The following is a 20,715-nucleotide window of genomic DNA, read 5'->3' as shown; positions in this document are numbered from 1 at the left end:
TTCCAGGTTGGAGGCCGTCTGCTCGGTGCGCGCCGACAGGTCGTGGTTGCCGTTGGCAATCTCCACCGAGGCCGACGAGACCGAGTCCACCCCCTGGCGTACTTCGCTCACCACACCACGCAGCCGTGACGACATGGCCGACAGCGCCCGGGTGAGCACGCCCAGTTCATCCTTGCGGTCATCGTGGATGTCTTGGGTCAGGTCCCCGGCCGAAATGGCTTCGGCCAGCACCACGGCCCGATCCAGCGGCCGCGTGATGGAGCGCACCAGCAGGGCCGCCAGCAGCATGCCCAGGGCCACCACCGCGATGGCTGCGGCAGCCCCGATCAGCACCAGGTTGCCGCGCGTGGCACGTGCGGCCTGCACCGCATCGTCACGCTGGCGCTCCTGCACGGCCACGAACTTGTCGATCGACTCCAGATAAGCCAACACCTTGGGCCGGTAAACCTTGTCCACATAGGCCTGCTTGGCGGCTGCATCGCCCGCATCGGTCAGCTCCTTGAGCTTGTCGGTCTGGCCCCGGACATCGGCACGCGCAGCGGCCACCGCGGCCAATACCGCCTTGTCCTCGGGGGACACCGCCGCCTTGTTGATCTTTTCCTGCACCGGGGTGATGCGTGCGGTGAGCGCAGCCACCCGAGTATCAAAATCTGCCTTGAGCGCCTGGTCGGTGGTCACAAACCCGGCCATCGACATGGTGACCGCCACTTCCGCCAGGCCACGCCAGCTGACCGCCGTGGTGATGGCGGACTCGTATTTGTTGACGGACTCTTCGGTCGCAGCAGTGACCTGCCGCCCATACCACTGGGTCCAGACGGCGGCCACCAGCATCAGCGCCAGCAGGCCAAGAATCACGCTCCACATCTTGTGGGCGACGCGCAGGTCATTGAATTTCATGGTTGCTCCTGATGCTCTGCAAAAACCCCGAGGTTCCGCGTTGTTGTATCTTGCCCAAGGAAAACCACCACACTGCCGGCGTTCGACCCGGCTGAACACCCGCCAGCCAGGCGAAGTGTGCATGTAACAAGTGTTAATGGATTCCGTGGGGCGCGTTATCAGTACAAGCCCTAAAATGAATCGGTGACCTCCATACTCAACGCCGACCTGCACTGCCATTCCGTCGTTTCCGACGGAACCCTGACGCCCGAAGACCTGGCCGCGCGGGCCAAGGCCAACGGGGTGGAGCTGTGGGCGTTGACGGACCATGACGAGATCGGCGGCCAGCACCGTGCGGCCGCTGCCGCCCGCGCCCAAGGCATGGCCTACCTCACCGGGACCGAGATTTCGGTCACCTTTGCCGACACCACCGTCCATATCGTGGGTCTGGGCTTTGACCCTGACGACGCCCAGCTGGCCCAGGGCCTGGCCGCCACACGCGGCGGGCGCGGCGAACGGGCGCAGGAGATGGCGGCCCAGCTGGCCCAGGTCGGCATCAAGGGCGCCTACGAAGGGGCGCTGCAGTTTGTGGGCAACCCGGCACTCATCTCGCGCACCCATTTCGCGCGTTTTCTGATGGAAACCGGCGTGTGCAAGGACACCTCCGAGGTGTTTCGCAAATTCCTGACCGAAGGCAAACCGGGCTATGTGCCCCACCGGTGGGCCAGCCTGGGGGATGCCGTGCGCTGGATCACACAGGCCGGGGGCATTGCGGTGATCGCCCACCCGGCGCGCTACAAGTTCAGCGCCAATGAAGAATTCGCGCTGTTCTCCGAATTCAAGCAGCACGGTGGCCGGGCGGTCGAGGTCGTCACGGGCAGCCACAGCGCAGCCGAGTACGTGACCTACGCCGACATGGCGCAGGAGTTTGGCCTGGCCGCATCGCGTGGCAGCGACTTCCACAGCCCCGACGAGTCGCACACCGACCTGGGCACGTTGCCCCTGCTGCCCGGCGCATTGACCCCCGTGTGGGAACTGCTGTCCGACCGAATTTTGCGATGACCCCGCGCCGCCGCAGGCGCGCCAGGCGCCCTCTGGACGACCTGCCACCAGGCAAGGCACCCACGCGCAGCGCCACGCATCACTGAGAACCTGCCCCATGGCCCAGTATTTCGAAGCCCATCCCGACAACCCGCAGCCCCGGCTGCTCAAGCAAGCCGCACTGCTGCTGCAAAAGGGCGGCATCGTGGCCGTGCCCACGGATTCGAGCTATGCGCTGGTCTGCCACCTGGACGACAAGGACGCAGTGGACCGCCTGCGCCGCATCCGCCAGGTGGACGAAAAGCACCACCTCACGCTGCTGTGCCGCGACCTGTCGGAGCTGGCCAACTACGCACGGGTGGACAACCGGCAGTACCGCCTGCTCAAGCTGGGCACGCCAGGCCCGTACACCTTCATCCTCGAAGCCACCAAGGAAGTGCCCCGCCGCGTGAGCCACCCCTCGCGCAAGACCATTGGGCTGCGGGTGCCCGACCGCAAAGGCCTGCAGCTGCTACTGGAGCTGCACGGCGCCCCGCTGCTGGCCACCACGTTGATCCCTGCGGGTGAGACCGAGCCCCTGAACGACCCGCAGGAAATCCGCGAGCGCTATGAAAAGCTGGTGGATGCCATCGTCGATGCCGGGGCCTGCCCCCTGGAGCCCACCACTGTGGTGGACCTGACCCCCATGGGCACGGGCGGCGACCCGGTGGTGGTGCGCGAGGGCCGGGGCAGCCTGCAAGCGCTGGGGCTGTAAGAGCCCCCCCGAAGCGGCGCCACCCCCAATACATTCGCTGCGGTGCAGCGGGCTTCGCTCAGCCACCGATAGCGCGCCTTGGAGGGGAGAGCCGCGCGGCGGCTCAGAGACTCGTCAGAGCTTGAACGCCCCGACCGCCTGCTCCAGGTCGCGGGCCTGCGCCGACAGGGCCGACGCCGTGCTCACCGCATGCTGCACCAGTGAGGCCGTCTCCTGCGTGCTGCCGTCCATGTGCGACACCGCCCCGTTGACATGGCTGATGGCTTCGCTCTGCTCGCGCAGGGCGGTGGAGATTTCGCCCAGCAGCGCGCTCACCTGGCCCACAGCGCCGACGATCTCTTCCATGGTCTTGCCCGCCTTGCCCACTTGACCGGCGCCGCTTTCGACCTGCTCGACCGACGCGCTGATCAGCGCCTTGATCTCACGCGCGGCCACCGCGCTGCGTTGCGCCAGGTTGCGCACCTCGCTGGCCACCACGGCAAAACCCCGGCCCTGTTCGCCGGCACGCGCGGCCTCCACGGCAGCATTGAGTGCCAGGATATTGGTCTGGAAGGCGATGCCCTCGATCACCTGGATGATGTCCACGATCTTGCGCGAGCTGCCACTGATGGCCTGCATGGTCTGCACCACCTCGCCCACCACCGACCCGCCCTGCTCGGCAATCGCCGACGCTTGCACGGCCAGGCCGCTGGCCGAATGGGCGCGCTCGGCGTTCTGGCGCACGGTGGCTGTCAGCTGCTCCATGCTGGCTGCCGTCTCGGTCAGGGACGACACCTGGTCTTCCGCCCTACGCGACAGGTCGGTGTTGCCATGGTCAATGTCTGCCGCAGAGGCCGTGATCGAATCAGTGCTTTGCTTGATGCGGGACACCAAGTCGGTCAGCGTGTCCTCCATGGTGCCCAGCGCGCCCAGCAGTCGGCCAAAGTCGCCCTCCAGGTCGGAGTTGAACTCCTGGCTCAGGTCGCCAGACGCCACCGTTTCGGCAATCAGGATGGCCTGGTTGAGCGGCGCCACGATGCTGGCGCGCAGGCTGAGCGTGGCCACCAGGGCCAGCACAAACACCACCACGCTGCAACCGATGACCCAGTTGCGCGCACTTTGCAACTGTGCCAGCGCCGCCTGGGCCGGGGGCGTGGCGCCCTGCAGCGCCTGTTCGGCACCGCCGATGCCGGACAGCGCCATCACCATCAGCAGCAGCACGACGAGTGCGAGGCCGCCAAACGCCAGCAACAGGCGCGTTCCTATCTTCAAGTTGTTCCACATGGCTTCAATGTCTCCAGGCCTGTTGTATGTCGTTGTGGGAGGGGCCGCCGCGCAGCGCAACGCACCAAGGGGCACAAACTGGCACGGGCTGCGGGCAAAAGGTTGATGCTAGCAACGAACACCCCGCCTGGAGACCCGTCAGCATACGTACAACCCACAATACGCGGTTGCCGCCGGGCGCCTGAACACCCGCCGGGTCACCCTGGCAACGCCGGGGGCAGCGGGGCGTCTGAGACAATCCCGGCGTGGACACCTCCAATCTCATCCAAACCGTTCTGATCTACGCCCTGCCGGTGCTGTTTGCCATCACTGTGCACGAGGCGGCCCATGGCTACGCGGCGCGCCACTTTGGCGACAACACCGCGTACATGATGGGGCGCATCACGCTCAACCCTTTCAAGCACATTGACCCGGTCGGCACCATCCTGATGCCGCTGCTGCTGTACTTTGCGACCTCGGGCGCCTTCCTGTTTGGCTACGCCAAGCCGGTGCCGGTCAACTTCGGCAATCTGCGCAACCCCAAGAAGCACATGGTGTGGGTGGCCCTGGCCGGGCCCGCGTCGAACTTCATCCAGGCCATCGCCTGGGCCGTGCTGCTGGTAGTGCTGGTGGGCACGGGGATTGAGGAGCGCTTCTTCCTGGAAATGGCACGCGCCGGGGTCATGGTCAACCTAGTGATGTGGGCCTTCAACCTGTTTCCGCTGCCGCCGCTCGATGGCGGGCGCATTCTGGTGGGCCTGCTGCCCTGGAAACAGGCCCATATGGTGTCGCGCATCGAGCCCTGGGGCTTTTTCATCGTGATGGGCCTGGTGATCGCCGGGGTGGTGGGCACGCTGTGGCTGCGCCCCCTGATGGCCGTGGGCTACACCGCCATCAACCTGTTGCTCACCCCGTTGACGGCCTTGCTGCGCTGAGCGCAGCACAGCCTGTGAGCCCGCCACTTCCTGTTCATTTGATCTGCTGAGTTTTTGTTTCCCATGAGCACCACCCGTTTTCTCACCGGCATCACCACCACCGGCACCCCCCACCTGGGCAACTTCGTCGGCTCCATCCGCCCGTCGGTGGCGGCCAGCCTCACGCCCGGCGTGCAGAGCTTTTACTTTCTGGCCGACTACCACGCGCTCATCAAGTGCGAAGACCCGGTGCGCATCCAGCGCTCCACGCTGGAGATCGCGGCCAGCTGGCTGGCCGCAGGGCTCAACCCTGAAAAGGTCACCTTCTACCGCCAGTCCGACATCCCCGAGATTCCCGAGCTGACCTGGCTGCTGACCTGCGTGACCGGCAAGGGCGTGCTGAACCGTGCCCACGCCTACAAGGCCAGCGTGGACAAGAACACCGCCGCCGGGCGCGAGCATGACGACGGTGTCACCGCAGGCCTGTTCATGTACCCGGTACTGATGGGCGCGGACATTCTGATGTTTAAGGCCCACAAGGTGCCGGTGGGCCGCGACCAGATCCAGCACATCGAGATGGCCCGCGACATGGCGGCCAGCTTCAACCACCTGTACGGCGAGCACTTTGTGCTGCCCGAGGCGGCTATCGACGACCATGTGGCCACACTGCCCGGGCTGGACGGCCGCAAGATGAGCAAGAGCTACGACAACACCATCCCGCTGTTCAGCTCGCGCGCGCAGCTGCAAAAGCTCATCGGTGGCATCCTGACCGACTCGCGCGCGCCCGGCGAGGCCAAAGAGGTCGAAGGCTCGGCCCTGTTCCAGATCTACCAGGCCTTTGCCACGCCTGAAGAGACCGAGGCCCTGCGCAAGGCCTATACCGACGGCATTGCCTGGGGCGACGCCAAGCACCTGCTGCTGGAGCGCGTGGACCAGGTGATCGCCCCCATGCGCGCGCAGTACGAAGAACTCATCCACAACCCCGCCCGCATCGAACAGACCCTGCTGGCCGGTGCCGAGCGCGCCCGCGCGCTGGCCACGCCGTTCATCCGCGAACTGCGCAGCGCCGTGGGCCTGCGCAGCCTGGTGCAGGCCAGCACAGCCGCCAAACCGGCCAAGGCCGCCAAGGCCGCACTGCCCGCTTTCAAGCAGTACCGCGAGGCCGACGGCAAGTTCTACTTCAAGCTCGTGGCCGCCGACGGCCGCCTGCTGCTGCAGAGCACGGGCTTTGACGCACCCAAGGAGGCTGGCCAGGCGATTGCCCAGTTGCAGAAGGACAGCGCAGCCCTGCAGACCCTGGCCCCGCGTTTGGCCCCCGTGGACGGCGTGGAAGCTGCCGAAGTGACGGCCGCACTGCAGGCGCTGGCCGAGGCCGCCGCTGCATAAGCCGGCGCGCCACCGAGCGCAGCGTGCAAGACACACAGCCCGAGCCGCAAGGCTGCGGGCTTTTTTTGTACGCCTTTCAACGCCTATTTGCTACATTTTTGATAGCTACTTGGGCATATCGCACTGGCGCTACCGGCCAAAAAGGCCTCACACACCCTTCCATCACCCGGTAAAGGCGCCCTCTGCACACTGGGCGCCCCTTCAGTCCCGGTACCGCACCAGGGCCCACAGCGTGGGCCGCTCCCCGGTGCGCAGCCCGGTCTGCACCGTGCCGGTAAAGCTCCAGCGCCGGTCCTGCAACTCCCAGCCATGGGCCAGGGCCAGGCTCCAGCCCGGGGCGCGTTGCACAGTGTTGGCCTCGTCGATGTAGCGCATACCGCGCCAGGTCAGGCGCAGCAGCGAAAAGCTGCGCGCCTCATGGCGCCATGTGGTCTGGCCCAGCACCACGTGGCGGGCAAAGCCGGGCAGCCAACGCCCCTCCAGACCCGCCCCGATGTTGCGCGATGTGGTGTGGATGTAGCTGCCCAACACGCTCCAGCGCGGACCCAGCAAATGGTTGACGGACACCGTGGCCTGCGCCAGCTGCCCCTGCCCGAAGAGGGGCGTTTCCTCATAGGTGTTGAGCGTGGTCTGGGCATTGAGCACCACGGGCGCAATGGTGGCCACGTTGTCGAACAGCGCCCCCGTGTTCTGTGCAAACAGGCGACCGTTGGCGGCCACCAGGTTGCTGATGCGCTGCCCCGACAGGCTGGCACCCCAGAAGGTGGTGGGGCTGGCCTCCCAGTCCAGTTGCACCGCGTGCTTGCGGGCGTAGCTGCCCGCCAGCAGGTACTGGTTGTCCACGGCAATGGCGCCCGTGGCGACGGGCGACAGGGTGTGCGTGCCGGGCGCCCGCACGCTCTCCTGCCAGGCCCAATGCAGTGCGCGGCCCGGGCCCAGGCGCAGGCTGGCGCCCAGGCGCGGCAGCAGCCGGTGGTGGTGCGCCGCGCCGTCGTCCTGCGCGGGCAGCAGGTCTTGCCCCGTCGCCGTGTCTGCATAGCGGTCGCGCTGCCGGGTGGTGAACCGGGGCCAGTACGCCTCGGCCATCCAGGTCCAGGCACCGCTGCGCCATTCGCCCGCCACCCAGGGCATGTGGTAGCGCTCGGTGTTGGTGCGCGGCGTGGTGATGCCGGGGTCAGAGATCGCGCTGACGGTGTCCCGGTCCACGCGCTCCCAGCCCACACTCATGCGGTGCGCGCCCCAGAGCACCGTGTGGCGCAGGAACAGGCCCTGCTCGTCACTGGCATAGCGGTAGTCCTGGGGACCCCAACGCGCATCGTCCAGCACCAGGCCGGAGGTCTGGCGCCCGCTGTGCACCTTGAACCAGGTCTGGCTGTCGGCCGACCAGCGCCACGCAGCGCCCAGGTCGGTGCGGCGGGTGCGCGTCTCGGCGCCGCCGGTGAAGGTGATGCCGTTGCCGAAGTCCAGGCCTTGCGGAAAGCGATAGCGCAAGGTGGTGTCACCATGCAGCGCGAACAGCGACAGGCTCTCGTTGGGCCGCACACCCAGCGCCAGGTCCACCCCGGGCGACGACAGGCGGTACTGCGTGGTGGCGGAGCCTTCGCGGGGCCACATCTGCACGTCGTTGGCGCGCACCAGCCAGGCCACAGGCACGCTGCTGGCGGCAAAGCCGCGGTAGCCCACATCGGCCGTGGCGTTGTGGCGCAGCGGGTTGCGTTCAGCGCTCGTGCCCATCGACCATTCACTGCCTGCAGACAGCAGGAGCGGTGCGCGCTTGTCGCTGGCGCCAAACACGGTGGGGTCGGTGAGGTAGCCCTGGAACAGCTCGGAGCGGCGGCTGAAGTCGCTCTCGTACCGGTCGGCCAGAAAGAAGTGGCTGCCCGCCCACAGCGGGTAGTACGACGCGCTGGCGTAGGCCCGTGCCCAGTGCTCCATGCCGAAGTCGCCCAGCGCCTTGCCCAGGTTGGCAGAGCCCTGGCTGTCCGAGGCCAGCGGGTTGAGCGACTTCAGGTAGGGCAGCCGGGTGAGTGCCTCGCGCGCTGCGGCCATGGCCGCCGCGGGCTCGCCGCTGTCGTTGCGCAGCATGGCCTCCACCTGCCAGGGCAGCGGGTCGCGCGCGTCAGCCAAGCGTGCGCGGTCCAGTGCGTCCATCGCTGCGGCGCGCTCGCCCAGCGTGTATTCGGCCACCGCCAGCCACACCTGTGCGCGGGCGTATCGCGGCTCGATCACCAGGGCCTTGAGCAGCGCGGTGCGGGCGGCCTCGGCATCGCCCTGCCGCAGCGCCAGTAGTCCGGCAGCCGCCAGGGCCACGTAGTCGTCGCCCGACTGCACCAGGGCGGCATCCAGGTCGGTGCGCGCCTCGGCCAAGCGCAGGGCTTCGATGGCCGCCGTGGCGGCTTCGCCCCAGTAGGCCGCTTGGTCTGGCGCCAGGGCCACGGCCTGCGCCAGTGCACTGCGGGCCGCACGCAGGTCTCCGCGCACTTGCAATGCGCGGCCCAGCCCTGCCAGGACGGCAGCCCGCTGCGCATCGCCCTCCGCGTGGGTCAACGCCTGCCGGTACAAGGCCAGGGCAGCGTCGCCCTGCCCTTGCAGCCGGTGCCAGTCGGCGTCGGCCTGCAGCAATGGCGCAAAGCCGGGCGACGCGGCCCGCGTGGTATCCATCCAGGTGCGCGCTTCTGGCAGGCGGTCCAGCGCCATCAGCAGGTCGGCGCGGCCTGCAGCGGTGCGGGGGTCTTGCGTGCGCTGCCAGGCCAAGGCCAGGCGCTGCTGAGCGGCGTCGGGCTGGCCGTCCAGCACCTCCAGGTCCGCCAGGGCCAGCTCGACCACCGCCCCACCATCCCCCTGCGCCGACAGGGCCTGCAACATGGCACGCGCCTGGGCCCATTGCCCCGCGCGCAATGCGGTGTGTACCTCCGCCAGAGCGGCTGGCGCCGTTTTCACGGGCTGGAACTCGGTCCAACGCGTCAGGTCGCCCGGGTAGGCGGCCACCCACTGCACCCGCTCGCGGGGGTTGACCAGCAGCCGCTTTACGGGCGCCTGGCCGGGCTCGGCCACGCCCTGCTCGGCGGGCCCCAGTTGCACGCTGCCCAGGTCGTTGCGCAACTCCACAGCGCCGGACAGCACGGTGAGCGTGGTCCGCCCCGCTCCGTCCACCTCCACGTCCCAGTCGGTACCCCGCACCACGGCCAGCGCTGCAGGCGTTTGCAGTTGCAGGTTGGCCGGGGCCTTCTTGGTGCGCGCCCACAGCCGGCCCGCAGCCAGTTCCAGCAGGGTGCGCGCTGGCTGGGCCTCGCACAGCCTCAATTGCGCGTTGGCCGACATGCGGATCTGCGTGCGGTCTGCCAGCAGCAATGCGGCGGATGACAACGCCAGCGTGCGCATGTCTGCCCCCGGTCTCAACGGCTGGGCGAGCGTGGCAGGCAGCCAGGGCTCGGTGCCCGGGGGGCGCGTTTCGCCTTGGCCGCTGAGCGCCACAATTTGCGCAGCCACTGCGTCAGGCGCCAGAGGTACACCGGCACATTGCGCGCTGGCACTGGCAGCACTCCAGGCCGACAGGGCGACACCCACCGGCGTAAGCCACGCCAGGCGTGACGGGGATGACACAGGAGGGATGGGCATGGTGGGCCTCTCTGGGGGAGTCTTGCGCCGGGGACTCAGGTCTTGTCCAGCGCCCGCGCGGTGAATACGGGGGTGGCGCCCACTGCAGGGCCATCCGCCAGGGCCTGCACCCGGGCCTGCCAGCGCAGCGCCTGCCCGTGCCACTGCGGGGCATGCGCTGCCGCGTGTGCGCACGCATCGGCACAGCACTGCAGGGCCTGCGCCCAACGCGCAGCCTGCCAATGGCCCCGCAGCGTTTGGCTGATGGAGGCCAGCGTGGTGTCACCGCACGGGGTGTACACATCCACGCCGGTGCTGCGCCCGGCCAGCACCACGGTGTCCAGCCACATCAGCATCGCCTCTGGGGCACCACCCGCCTGCTGCGCTTCCATCGCATCGCGCGTGGCGCCCGACAGCAGGATGCCTGTACCAAAGGCCTTGTTGGCCCCCTCCAGCCGCGCGGCAGTGTTCACCGCATCGCCCACGGCGGTGTACGTAAAGCGCTCATGCGACCCCAGGTGTCCCACCGCCGCCTCGCCCGTGTGCAAGCCAATGCGCAGTTGCACCTGGGCAAACGGTGTGCCCTGCCACTGGGCCCGCAGGTCCACCATGTCGGCCTGCATGGCCAGTGCGCAGGCCAGAGCTCGGTCCGCATGCCGGGTATCAGGCAACGGTGCGTTCCAGAACGCCATGACGGCGTCGCCGATGAACTTGTCCAGCGTGCCACCGTGCTGGTGCACCGTGTGGGTCATGCGCGAGAAGTAGGCATTCAGCGCCTGGGCCACGGCCTCGGGCGGCAAGTGCTCGCTGGCGGCGGTGAAGCCTGCCAGGTCAGAGAACAGCAACGTCAGCACACGGCGCTCGCCATGCAGTTGCGGCTGGGCTCCGTCGGCCACCAGGGCGTCGACCACAGCGGCAGGCACGTAGCGGGCAAAGTCCGCGCGCAGCTGTTCGCGGCGGCGGTGCTCGCGCCAGTAGCTGTCGGCTGCACCCACGTTCAAATGCAGCGCCACGCCCACCAGCGTGGGCAGCGCCGTCCACCACACCCCTGCCAGGTAGGCCCACAGCCCACCCACCAGGGCCAGCACTGCCAATGCTGCGCTGAACAGCACCGCCCGCCCACCGCGCCAGCGCCGGGTCAAAGCGGCCACACAGCCCACGGCCAGAATGGCCTGCAGCCAAGGGCCTGCCGGGTGGGCGGGCACCACCCAGTCCCCCGCCAAGCCGTTGACCAGGGCCGTGGCATGCACCAGCACGCCGGACTGCGTGCCCGCGCCCAGTGCACGCAGGGGCGTGGCGAACTGATCGACTCCATCCACCGGCGTGTTCTGTCCCAGCATCACCAGGCGCCCCTGAACGGCCACAGCCGGCAGCGCCCGGCCGGCCTCCAGCGCCTGGGTGTAGTGGGCATAGGGCAGCGGGACTTCTGGGGCGTAGTAGCGCAGCAGTGCACCCGGCGGTGGGGGCTGAAAACTGCGCCCGCCGCTGCGCGCCAGCTCCTTCCACAGGGCATCGCCCTGGGTGGGCGCAAGGCGCAGCACACCGTCATCGTCTGGCTGCACGGCCACACTGCCCTGGCGTGCCATGGGGAAGACCGAGGGCACGGTCTGCCGGTACTGGGCTACCTGCGAGGTGTTCACCGCCACATCGGCTGCCGCCAGCACCACTGGCATGCGCCCTTGCAGGGCCGCCGCAAGCGCGGCATCGTCCTCAGAGGACTGTGGTGCGGCAAACAGCATGTCGATGCCCAGCGCCGAAGCGCCTGCCGCAGACAAGGCCTGGACCAGTTGCGCGTGCAGGCGGCGCGGCAGGGGCGGGGTCAGGTTCAGCGCCGCCAGACTGGGTTCGTCCAGCCCGACCACCAGGACGCCCACATCGGGCGGCGGCGCAGCGGTCCAACTGGCCAGCAGGTCTTGCTCCAGCCGCTGCAGCGGCGTCCACACCGGCAGAGCGGGCAGCAGCGCCATGAAGCCCAGCGCGAGCAGTACCCGCAACGCCCAGGGCCGCCAGGCGTCTTGTGTAACCGGTGCTCGCGTACTTGCACTTGCCATCCCGCCCCTCCACCGCTGCATGCAGCAGTGCACGCAGCACCCACTGTAGTGGCTGTGCCTGCGCGTGCACAGTGGGGGCTTACACGCATGACTCGCGCCATGGATGCCCCGCACAACACCTATGGGCAGCCACCGGGCATGTGCGTAAACTGGTCTTTTGATCGGTTTGGGAGACTTCCATGAAACTGCTATGTGCCTCCGTGTCCGTGCTGGCCCTGCTGGCGGGCTGCAATGCCACCAACCCCTACGGCCCATCGGGCCCCATGGCCTCGGGCCGCGACCGCACCTTCAGCGTGCCGGTCTACGGGCCCGACACTTCCCAGGCGTATGCGGCGGCCAGCCGCGAATGCCAGCGCATGGCCTTGCACGCCAAACTGTTGCGCAACGATGGCTCGCGTCTGTTGTTTGAATGCGTGAGCGAGTTGCAGGACAAGCCTTGAGGCCAGCGGCCCCACCAGCGTGCCGCCGCTGGGCGAGCGGTGCGGCCTTGCTGGCTCTGTCCGCACTGCTGGCGGGCTGCCAGCACACACCGTCCACCCAGGCGGGCACAGTCACATCGCCCTGGGTCAACAGCCTGGGCATGGCCTTTGTCCGTGTGCCTGCGGGCACCTTCTGGATGGGGGGCGTGCCCCCCGTCGAAACGCTGGAAAAGAACTTCCCGCTGCTGGAGCGCAAGCGCCTGACCGACCTGGCAGATGAATCGCCAGCGCACGAGGTGCTGATCACCCGCGATTTCTACCTTGGCCAGCACGAGGTCACGGTGGGGCAGTTCCAGCGCTTCCTGGAGGCGTCCGGCTACCGGCCAGAGTCTGAGGCCGACGGCACTGGGGGTTATGGCTACAACCCCGCCTACGACCCGGCCACCACGCGGCGCGGCGATGCGTTCGAGGGGCGCGACCCGCGCTACTCGTGGCGCAACCCCGGCTTTGCGCAGGGCCCGGACCACCCCGTGGTGAACGTGACATGGAACGACGCGCAGGCCATGGCCCAGTGGCTCAGCCGCACCGAGGGCCATCGCTACCGACTGCCCACCGAGGCGGAGTGGGAATACGCCTGCCGCGCGGGTAGCCGCAGCCTGTACCCGCATGGTGACAACCCGCAAGAGCTGGTCTCAGCGGGCAATACCTTCGACCAGGCCGCAGCCCCTCAGTGGTCACGCTGGCGTCAGCACGCGCTGGTGGGCAACGACGGATACGCGTTTACCGCGCCGGTAGGCCGCTTTGCCCCCAATGCCTTCGGGCTGTACGACATGCTGGGCAACGCCTGGGAGTGGACGGGCGACTGGCATGGCGACACCTACTACGCCGAGTCTCCACGCAACGACCCCACCGGTCCGGCCACGGGCAGTGTGCGTGTGCGCCGGGGTGGCTCGTGGCACACCTGGGCGCTCTATGCACGCTGCGGCTACCGCAACTGGAACAGCCCGGAGACGCGCTACACGCTGGTCGGCATGCGACTGGTGCGTGAAGTAGCGGCAGAGCCCCCCGCGCAGTGACCACCACGGGCCGGGAGGGTTAACAAATGTCAAATCCCCTCTCGTTCCGCTCGGCGCGAGCCCGCGCCGTGGTAGTTATCGCCAATAATCCGCAGTTCGATTTTGGATGGGGAGAACCATGCGCATAGCCGCTTTGGACGACGATGCGCTTCAGCTGGATCTGATCAAGCAGGCCACGGAGGCGATGGGCCATGTGTGCCATACCCACCTGACCGGTGCGGAGCTGATGCGCACGCTGCGCCGCGAAACCTTTGATCTGCTGATCGTGGACTGGCACCTGCCCGACACCACCGGACCCGAGGTGGTGCGCTGGGTGCGCCAGAACGTTGCGGCCCGCGTGCCCATCCTGTTCGTCACGCACCGCCAGGAGGAGCGCGATATTGTGGAAGGCCTGGGCAGTGGGGCGGATGACTTCATGGTCAAGCCCGTGCGCATCGGCGAACTCAATGCCCGCGTGGCCGCCCTGCTGCGCCGCGCCTACCCCGACAACACCGGCGGCGTGATGGAGTTTGGCCGCTACCGCTTCCTGCCCGAAACCCGGTCCATCGAAATGGACGGAGTGGCGGTGGAGCTGAAGAACCGCGAATACGACCTCGCCCTGTTCCTGTTCCAGAACATGGGGCGACTGCTGTCGCGCGACCACCTCAAGGAAGTCGTCTGGGGCCAGGTGGCCGATGTGATGTCGCGCTCGCTGGACACCCACATCTCGCGCCTGCGCACCCTGCTCGACCTGCGCCCCGCCAACGGTTTCATCGTGACAGCGGTGTATGGCGTGGGCTACCGTTTTGAAGCCGTCGAAGCCCAGCACAAAGGCTGAAGGCCGCGACAGAGTCCGGCGGGCTCTGCCACCAGCATGCCTGCCCGTTCCGTGCCCCATGAAGGAGACATGACTTGATCACCCCCCTGCCATTTCGCATGCACTCAAGTGCTGCAGCCCTGTTGTGCGTGGCAGCAACCACCGCCTTCTCGGCCCAGCCGGTCGCTGCCCCGGCAGCCCCCCAACAAGGCGATGAAATTGCCCACGCCGTGAAAGAGGGCGACACCCTGGAAGGACTGGCCCGCAGCTACCTCGCCAACCCGCGCCAGTGGCCGTTGCTGCAAGCTCGCAACAAGGTGGCCGACCCCAAGCGTCTGCAGCCGGGCTCGTTGATCTTCATCCCCGTGCGACTGCAGCCCAGCGAATCGGCCACCGTACAGTTTGTGCAGGGCGAGGTCACGGCGCAGGCGCGGGGCAGCGGCACGCCCGCCCCCATTGCGACCGGCAGCAAGCTGGAAGAAGGCACCGAGCTGAAGGTGGGCCCCGAGTCGTTCGTGGCAGTGCAGCTGGCCGATGGCACCGTGGTGCGGGTACAGGCGCAGTCCGAGCTACAGCTGCGCCAGCTGCGTCGGCGGGGGCGCGCAGGCAGCGTGCAGTCAGTGCTGGAGATGCACAAGGGCGGCGTGGAATCGACCGTGCCCCTCAGCGCCGAGCCCCTGCGCCGCATGGAGATCCGCACACCGCTGGCGGTGACCAGCGTGCGGGGCACGCAGTTCAGCGTGGCACTGGCCGATTCGGGCCAGACCACGGCGTCGGTAGAGCATGGCTCTGTCGCGGTGCAATCGCGGCGTGACACTGACAGCGAGCCCGGCGCTGCACTCGAGGCGCCGACCGCGCTGCTGGCTCCGGGCCAGGGTCTGGCAGTGGCCACGGATGGCACGGTGGGCGCCCCCCGTCCTTTGCTGCCCGCCCCCGATACCTCCGGCATGCCCACCACACTGGGCGATGCGGGACTGCTGGCCATCGACCTGCCCATGGCCTCCGGGGCCACCCGGTATGTGGCGCAGGTGGCGCAGGACCCGACGTTCACCCAGGTGCTGCGCCATGGCAGCTTCCCCGACGGCCGTCTGCGCTGGAAGGCGCTGGACGATGGCCGCTACTACCTGGCCGTTCGGGCACTGGACGATGCAGGCATCGCGGGCCTGCCCGCCGTGCAGCCGTTCACCGTCAAAACACGCCCGGTCGCACCGCTGTACCAGCACCCTGCGCCCGGCGCCGTCGTACCCAGTGGCGCGGCCGAGCTGCGCTGCACGGAAGTCCCCGGCGTGCGCTGGTACCGCGTGCAGGTGGCCGCCGACGCCCAGTTCACCCAGCCCCTGCGCGACGAGCAGCGCCTGACCGAATGCCGCCTGCCCCTGGGGGCGCTGCCCGCAGGCAGCTACTTCTGGCGCATCGCCAGCCTGCTGGCGCTGCCCGACGGGCAGGCAGACCAGGGGCCGTTTGCACCGCCACAGCCTTTCACGGTGGCCGACCGGCCGACCGCCTTGTCCCTGCAAGCTCTGCAGGCGGAGGACGGAGACCCGACCGTGCGCCTGCACTGGCCTGCCCAGGCGGGCCAGCGCTTCCGGCTGCAGCGCACTGTGGCTACCGATCTGGACTTTGCCAAGGTCGCAGAGGACACCGTGCTCGACGCCCCGACCTGGACGGCCAGCAACCTCGCCGCCGGCGAGTACCTGGTGCGCATCCAGGTGCTGGATGCCAGCGGGCTGGAGAGCGATTTCTCCCCCCCGCGCAAGATCCGCGTGGGCACTGGCATCCGCACCGGTGCGGGTTTGCCGGTGTCCACCAGCAGCGGCACGCCCGTGGGGCGCCCTTGAGCGGGGCATGGAGCCCGTCCAGCCCAGCCGTGCGGGTCGCACCAGCGCGCGCAGCGGCCCTGGCATGCGCTGAGCAGACGCCCCGCATCCCACCACCCCTTTCATGCTGACCATCGCCCACCTGCGCCGCCGCCGACGCCGCCTGGAATGGGCGCTGCTGGCCTGCGCGCTGATGGCGCTGGTGACCTGGCTCAGCACCGCGGATAGCCTGAGCCGCGTCAACCACCTGGTGCAGGATGCAGGCATGCGACTGGTCTCGCGGCCCGCACACCCCGACATCGTGATGGTGGCCATCGACGACGCCAGCATCGCCGCCATCGGCCGCTGGCCCTGGCGCCGGGCGCTGCATGCCGAGCTGATCTCGCGCCTGACCACCCAGAACCCCCGTGCCATCGGCATGGACGTGCTGTTCAACGAAGCCGACCTGGACTATCCCGAGGACGACGTGCTGCTCACCGACGCCATCCGGCGCAGCGCCCGTGTGGTGCTGCCCGTGCTGCGGCGCGGCTATGGCTCGGTCAGCAACCAGACCGACCTGCCCTGGCCCGCATTTGCCGAGGCTGCCGCCGGCCTGGGCCATGTGCATGTGGCGCCAGACAGCGATGGCGTGGTGCGCAGCCTGTACCTGCAGGAAGGCCCGGCGGCCGCCCCCTGGCATCACTTCAGCACGGCGCTGCAGTGCGTGGCAGACCGTCAATCTGTGGCCGCCTGCGCGCCCTCGCCCGCCAGCGCATCGGATACCAGCCCCTGGCAACGCAATGACCCCACGCTCATCGCCTACGCCGCCGGGCCATCGCCCTTCACCACCTACTCCTACATTGATGTGCTGCGTGGCCAGGTGCCAGCCGGAGCACTGGAGGGCAAGTACGTGCTGGTCGGCGCTGCAGCCTCGGGGCTGGGCGACATGTTTGCTACGCCCGTCAGCCAGCAGTCGCGCCTGATGCCGGGCGTGGAGGTGGTTGCCCATGTGCTGGATGCCCGCCTGGTCGGCGAACACATCGTGCGCGCACCGCAGGCCTTGAACATCGCCTTCAACCTGGTGCCTGTGGCCTGTGCGCTGGTGGCCTTGCTGCTCATCGGCCCCCTGGCCGCCTTGCTGACCAGCGCCGGGCTGGCCCTGGCCACCTTGCTGCTGAGCATGGCCCTGCCCTGGTGGGCAGGTCTGCAGTTCGCTCCGGCCGCCGCCTTGCTGGGCCTGGCGCTGGCCTACCCGCTGTGGAGCTGGCGGCGCCTGAGCGCGGCTGCGCACTTTCTGCGGCTGGAGATGGAGAACCTTCAGCGCCAAGGCCTGGCCATGCGCTTGCGCAGACGGCCCGGAGACTCCGCCGACTTTCTGGAGCGCCGCATCAACGCCGTGGAGCGCGCATCCCGCCAGCTGCGTGACCTGCACCAGTTCGTGAGCGAAAGCCTGCAGCAGTTGCCCTCACCCACCATCGTCTGCGCCCCCGACGGTGAAATCCTGCTGGCCAACCAGGCGGCCCGCCAACACCTGGGTGGGTCCGCCCAGCCCTCCTTGCAGGGCCTGTCCGTGGTGGACCTGCTGGCCGACCTGGTGCAGACAGGGAATCAAGAGCCGATCGTTACCCAGGCAGCCTTGCAACATGCTGCCTTGCCAGAACAGACCGAGGGCACCGACGCCCGGGGCCGCAGCCTACTGGTGCAGTGCAAGCCTTTCACCAACCTGGCCAATGCAGGCTGGCTGCTGACCCTGGTGGACCTGACCGAGATGCGCCGTGCGCTGCAGCAACGCGACCAGGCGATGCACTTCATCTCGCACGACATCCGCGCGCCCAACGCGTCCATCCTGACGCTGCTGGAGATGCAGCGTGCCTACCCCGGCCGCCTGTCGGACCACGAGTTGCTGGAGCGCATCGAACGTTATGCACAGGCTTCGCTGGGCATGGCCGAAAGTTTTGTGCAACTGGCCAGCGCGCAGACGCAGGAATACCGCATGGCGCCGCTGGACCTGGCCGCCCTGCTATCCGAAACCACCGACGACCTCTGGACCCTGGCCCGTGACCGCAACGTGGACGTGCGCACGGTGTCCACCCCAGACACTGCGCCCTGCCTGGGCGACCGCGCCCTGCTGTCCCGCGCGCTGACCAACGTGATCCACAACGCCATCAAGTTCAGCCCCGATGGCGGCACGGTGCAATGCGCCATCGTGGCGCGAGGTACGCACTGGGTGGTGTCGGTACGGGACCAGGGCCCGGGCATTGCCCCCGAGCAGCAAGGCCGTCTGTTCACGCCCTACCAGCGGTTGCACGACCACAGCCACCCGGCCATAGCAGGGGTCGGCCTGGGCCTGGCACTGGTGCAGACCGTCGTGCTGCGCCACGGCGGGGCGCTGGAGGTGGACAGCGACGTAGGGCGGGGGGCCGAGTTCCGGCTGGTGCTGCCGCAGCGGTTGGATGCGCCGCCGGACGAGCACGAGCAATAGCTAGCGGCGAGGGGCTGACTGCGACTGCAGAAAATCGAGCACCGCCCGGTGGTCGCCCTGGAAAACGATGCGATCAGCCCGGCTTTGCCGCTGGTAGGCATACATCGGGTCGTAATAGTCGCGCATGAGTGCAGCAATCCAGCCGCGGTGCAGAGACAGGTCACCCTGATTGCGTTGCTGTACCAGCGCTGCCTGCATCGACCCACGAAGCGCCTGGTAGCGGTCGCCCCCAAGGCGCTTGGCGAGTTTGCCCAAGCTATCGAGCAACCGCGCTGCAAACAGGTCGGTACCCGCCACCTCGCCATGGACAGCCACAAAATCTGCGCACTGCTGCCACACATAGTCGCGCAAGATGCGCTCCACACGGGCATCGAAAGCGTCCTCCAGGCAGACGATGGGCACCTGCTCCAGCCGCTGCCGCAGCTCCAGGGGCACCGAGCAGCTGCCCACATGGCGACCCTCGTCCTCCAGCACAAAAGTCGCATGGCCCCGTGCTCGTTTCTTCAGCACATCGATGGCCAGCAGGTTCTCAAAATCGATCTGCGTCGGCTGGCCGCTGACGCGCTGGCCAAAACTGGAGCCACGGTGGTTGGCATGGCCTTCCAGGTCCAAGCCGTTGGACAGTTGCGCAATCACTTCGGTCTTGCCGGTGCCGGTCAGGCCACTGAGCACCACAAACCCACACTCCGCCGCCGCAGCCTGCGTGGTGCCGATGAGGAACCCGCGCATGGCCTTGTAGCCCCCCACCACCCGGGGGTAGTCGATGCCCGCCTCGTTCAGCAACCATTGCTGCACGATCTGCGAGCGCAACCCGCCGCGAAAGCAGTACAGCACGCCTTGTGGATGCTCCTGCGCAAACTGCGCCCACGCCTCAATGCGCTGGCGCTTGATGCCGCCAGACACCAGCTGGTGCCCCAGCGCAATCGCGGCCTCCTGGCCCTTGTGCTGGTAGCAGGTGCCCACCTGCTGACGCTCGCCGTCGTCCATCAGGGGAAGGTTGGCAACCCCAGGAAACGCGCCCTGCCCAAACTCCACCGGCGCGCGCACATCCATCATGGGCACATCGTTCAGGAAGATGTGCCGGTAGTCCGTCAGGTTGTCGGGCATCAGCGCAACTCGACGGCAAAGGCCTGTCGCGGGATGAGTTGACCGATGGGCTGCAGCGCCAGGCCCATTTCCGCGGCCACCTGCAGGAACTCGGCCTCGCCCTCCGGCCTCACGGCCACCAGCAGACCCCCGCTGGTCTGAGGGTCGCACAGCAGGTGCTTTTGCACTTCTGTCAGAGGCGCAATCTTCGCGCCGTAGCTGTCAAAGTTGCGCAGCGTGCCGCCGGGCACACAGCCCTGGTCCATGTAGTAGTCCACTCCCTCCAGGCGGGGTACTGCCGCGTAGTCAATCACAGCGCTCAAGCCGCTGCCCTCCGCCATTTCGACCAGATGCCCCAACAGGCCGAAGCCGGTCACATCCGTCATGGCTGCCACGCCTGCCAGCCGGCCGAATCGGCTCCCTGGCCGGTTGAGCGTGCACATCAGGTCGCGCGCCACCCCCACATCCTGTGCGCGCAACTTGGCCTTTTTCTCTGCGGTGGTCAGGATGCCGATCCCAAGGGGCTTGGTCAGATACAGGCGGCAACCCGCCGTGGCCGTGTCGTTGCGTTTGAGATGGCGCTTTTCGACGATGCCCGTCACCGCCAGGCCGAAAATGGGCTCCGGCGCATCGATGGAGTGACCGCCTGCCAGGGGAATGCCCGCCGCGTCGCACACCGCACGCCCCCCGCGCACCACCTCACGCGCCACCTCGGGCGGCAGCACATTCACCGGCCACCCCAGGATGGCAATGGCCATCAGCGGATCGGCACCCATGGCGTAGATGTCGCTGATCGCATTGGTGGCAGCAATGCGCCCGAAGTCGTACGGGTCATCCACGATGGGCATGAAGAAATCGGTGGTGGACACCACGCCGCGCTCTGCATCCAGGGCATACACCGCCGCATCGTCCCGCGAGGTGTTGCCCACCCAGAGCCTGGGGTCCAGGTGCTGCGCCCCACTGCCCGCCAGGATCACGTCCAGCACCTTGGGGCTGATCTTGCAGCCACAGCCCGCCCCGTGGCTGTACTGGGTCAGGCGGATGGGGGATGTTGTCAGGGTCTCAGGGAGCATGCGAGGTTCTTTCGTGGCATCAGGCGCGGGGCGCGCTACCCGTATTCTGGCGCTGCGCGGAACGCGGCCATGCAATGCAACGAATACCCTACCCGTCCTGCGTCTGCACAGCGATACGAACACCAT

15 protein-coding genes are annotated in these 20,715 nt (G+C 68.1%); 9 read left to right on the top strand and 6 right to left on the bottom strand.

Annotated elements, in window-relative coordinates; all coding sequences use genetic code 11:
- On the bottom strand, positions 1-897 hold an 897-nt coding region (locus tag ASD75_RS24170), incomplete at its 3' end, for a HAMP domain-containing protein (RefSeq protein WP_235511660.1).
- A gap of 183 nt (positions 898-1,080) precedes the next feature.
- On the opposite strand from ASD75_RS24170, the gene ASD75_RS19390 reads away from it, so the two are divergent.
- Entirely contained in the window at positions 1,081-1,938 is an 858-nt protein-coding gene (locus ASD75_RS19390; protein WP_056747443.1) for a 3',5'-nucleoside bisphosphate phosphatase, read from the top strand.
- 97 nt (positions 1,939-2,035) lie between these two features.
- The gene (locus ASD75_RS19385; protein ID WP_056060901.1) at positions 2,036-2,671 is read left to right on the top strand and encodes an L-threonylcarbamoyladenylate synthase; all 636 of its coding nucleotides are present in this window, start codon (positions 2,036-2,038) and stop codon (positions 2,669-2,671) included.
- Between the two features lie 114 nt (positions 2,672-2,785).
- On the opposite strand, the gene ASD75_RS19380 is transcribed toward ASD75_RS19385, so the two are convergent.
- Positions 2,786-3,934 (bottom strand): methyl-accepting chemotaxis protein, encoded by a 1,149-nt coding sequence (locus ASD75_RS19380; protein WP_056747442.1) that lies wholly within the window; start codon positions 3,932-3,934, stop codon positions 2,786-2,788.
- 245 nt (positions 3,935-4,179) lie between these two features.
- Here ASD75_RS19380 and ASD75_RS19375 point away from each other — a divergent pair, with 245 nt between their 5' ends.
- Both ASD75_RS19375 and ASD75_RS19370 read left to right on the top strand, forming a co-directional pair.
- Positions 4,180-4,848, top strand: coding sequence for a site-2 protease family protein (locus tag ASD75_RS19375; protein ID WP_056060897.1), 669 nt, complete (start codon positions 4,180-4,182; stop codon positions 4,846-4,848).
- A gap of 63 nt (positions 4,849-4,911) precedes the next feature.
- The gene (locus ASD75_RS19370) at positions 4,912-6,213 is read left to right on the top strand and encodes a tryptophan--tRNA ligase (RefSeq protein WP_056747441.1); all 1,302 of its coding nucleotides are present in this window, start codon (positions 4,912-4,914) and stop codon (positions 6,211-6,213) included.
- A 201-nt stretch (positions 6,214-6,414) separates the two neighbouring features.
- Here ASD75_RS19370 and ASD75_RS19365 read toward each other — a convergent pair whose 3' ends face one another.
- Both ASD75_RS19365 and ASD75_RS19360 read right to left on the bottom strand, forming a co-directional pair.
- On the bottom strand, positions 6,415-9,831 hold the full coding sequence (locus tag ASD75_RS19365; RefSeq protein ID WP_082565098.1) for a FecR domain-containing protein: 3,417 nt from the start codon (positions 9,829-9,831) through the stop codon (positions 6,415-6,417).
- A gap of 35 nt (positions 9,832-9,866) precedes the next feature.
- A complete protein-coding gene (locus tag ASD75_RS19360) occupies positions 9,867-11,861 on the bottom strand; it encodes a CHASE2 domain-containing protein (RefSeq protein ID WP_162251098.1) in 1,995 nt (664 codons plus the stop codon).
- Positions 11,862-12,040: 179 nt separating this feature from the next.
- Here ASD75_RS19360 and ASD75_RS19355 point away from each other — a divergent pair, with 179 nt between their 5' ends.
- From ASD75_RS19355 to ASD75_RS19335, 5 genes are all read left to right on the top strand, one after another.
- A complete protein-coding gene (locus ASD75_RS19355) occupies positions 12,041-12,301 on the top strand; it encodes a hypothetical protein (protein WP_056747438.1) in 261 nt (86 codons plus the stop codon).
- A 47-nt stretch (positions 12,302-12,348) separates the two neighbouring features.
- Positions 12,349-13,356 carry a formylglycine-generating enzyme family protein gene (locus tag ASD75_RS19350; RefSeq protein ID WP_082565096.1) on the top strand — a complete coding sequence of 336 codons (1,008 nt, stop codon included), beginning with the start codon at positions 12,349-12,351 and terminating at the stop codon, positions 13,354-13,356.
- Positions 13,357-13,474: 118 nt separating this feature from the next.
- Positions 13,475-14,173 carry a response regulator transcription factor gene (locus tag ASD75_RS19345; protein WP_056060880.1) on the top strand — a complete coding sequence of 233 codons (699 nt, stop codon included), beginning with the start codon at positions 13,475-13,477 and terminating at the stop codon, positions 14,171-14,173.
- Positions 14,174-14,301: 128 nt separating this feature from the next.
- Positions 14,302-15,990, top strand: coding sequence for a FecR domain-containing protein (locus ASD75_RS19340; RefSeq protein ID WP_235511659.1), 1,689 nt, complete (start codon positions 14,302-14,304; stop codon positions 15,988-15,990).
- A 103-nt stretch (positions 15,991-16,093) separates the two neighbouring features.
- A complete protein-coding gene (locus ASD75_RS19335; RefSeq protein WP_056747436.1) occupies positions 16,094-18,430 on the top strand; it encodes a CHASE2 domain-containing protein in 2,337 nt (778 codons plus the stop codon).
- On the opposite strand, the gene mnmH is transcribed toward ASD75_RS19335, so the two are convergent.
- On the bottom strand, positions 18,431-19,537 hold the full coding sequence (gene mnmH / locus ASD75_RS19330) for a tRNA 2-selenouridine(34) synthase MnmH (protein ID WP_056747435.1): 1,107 nt from the start codon (positions 19,535-19,537) through the stop codon (positions 18,431-18,433).
- Positions 19,537-20,589: a selenide, water dikinase SelD gene (gene selD / locus ASD75_RS19325; RefSeq protein WP_056747434.1), complete on the bottom strand. Its 1,053-nt coding sequence runs from the start codon at positions 20,587-20,589 to the stop codon at positions 19,537-19,539. Before selD ends, mnmH begins: the two co-directional genes overlap by 1 nt.
- Positions 20,590-20,715 lie beyond the last annotated feature (126 nt).

Source organism: Acidovorax sp. Root568 (assembly GCF_001427445.1).
Lineage (GTDB): Bacteria > Pseudomonadota > Gammaproteobacteria > Burkholderiales > Burkholderiaceae_C > Acidovorax > Acidovorax delafieldii.
This window is presented reverse-complemented; position numbering and strand designations above follow the sequence as displayed.

Coding starts and splice junctions, on each gene's coding strand:
- ASD75_RS19385 (WP_056060901.1), top strand. CDS start 2,036: ATGGCCCAGTATTTCGAAGCCCATCCCGACAACCCGCAGCCCCGGCTG.
- ASD75_RS19380 (WP_056747442.1), bottom strand. CDS start 3,934: ATGTGGAACAACTTGAAGATAGGAACGCGCCTGTTGCTGGCGTTTGGC.
- ASD75_RS19370 (WP_056747441.1), top strand. CDS start 4,912: ATGAGCACCACCCGTTTTCTCACCGGCATCACCACCACCGGCACCCCC.
- ASD75_RS19365 (WP_082565098.1), bottom strand. CDS start 9,831: ATGCCCATCCCTCCTGTGTCATCCCCGTCACGCCTGGCGTGGCTTACG.
- ASD75_RS19360 (WP_162251098.1), bottom strand. CDS start 11,861: ATGGCAAGTGCAAGTACGCGAGCACCGGTTACACAAGACGCCTGGCGG.
- ASD75_RS19355 (WP_056747438.1), top strand. CDS start 12,041: ATGAAACTGCTATGTGCCTCCGTGTCCGTGCTGGCCCTGCTGGCGGGC.
- ASD75_RS19345 (WP_056060880.1), top strand. CDS start 13,475: ATGCGCATAGCCGCTTTGGACGACGATGCGCTTCAGCTGGATCTGATC.
- ASD75_RS19335 (WP_056747436.1), top strand. CDS start 16,094: ATGCTGACCATCGCCCACCTGCGCCGCCGCCGACGCCGCCTGGAATGG.
- mnmH (WP_056747435.1), bottom strand. CDS start 19,537: ATGCCCGACAACCTGACGGACTACCGGCACATCTTCCTGAACGATGTG.
- selD (WP_056747434.1), bottom strand. CDS start 20,589: ATGCTCCCTGAGACCCTGACAACATCCCCCATCCGCCTGACCCAGTAC.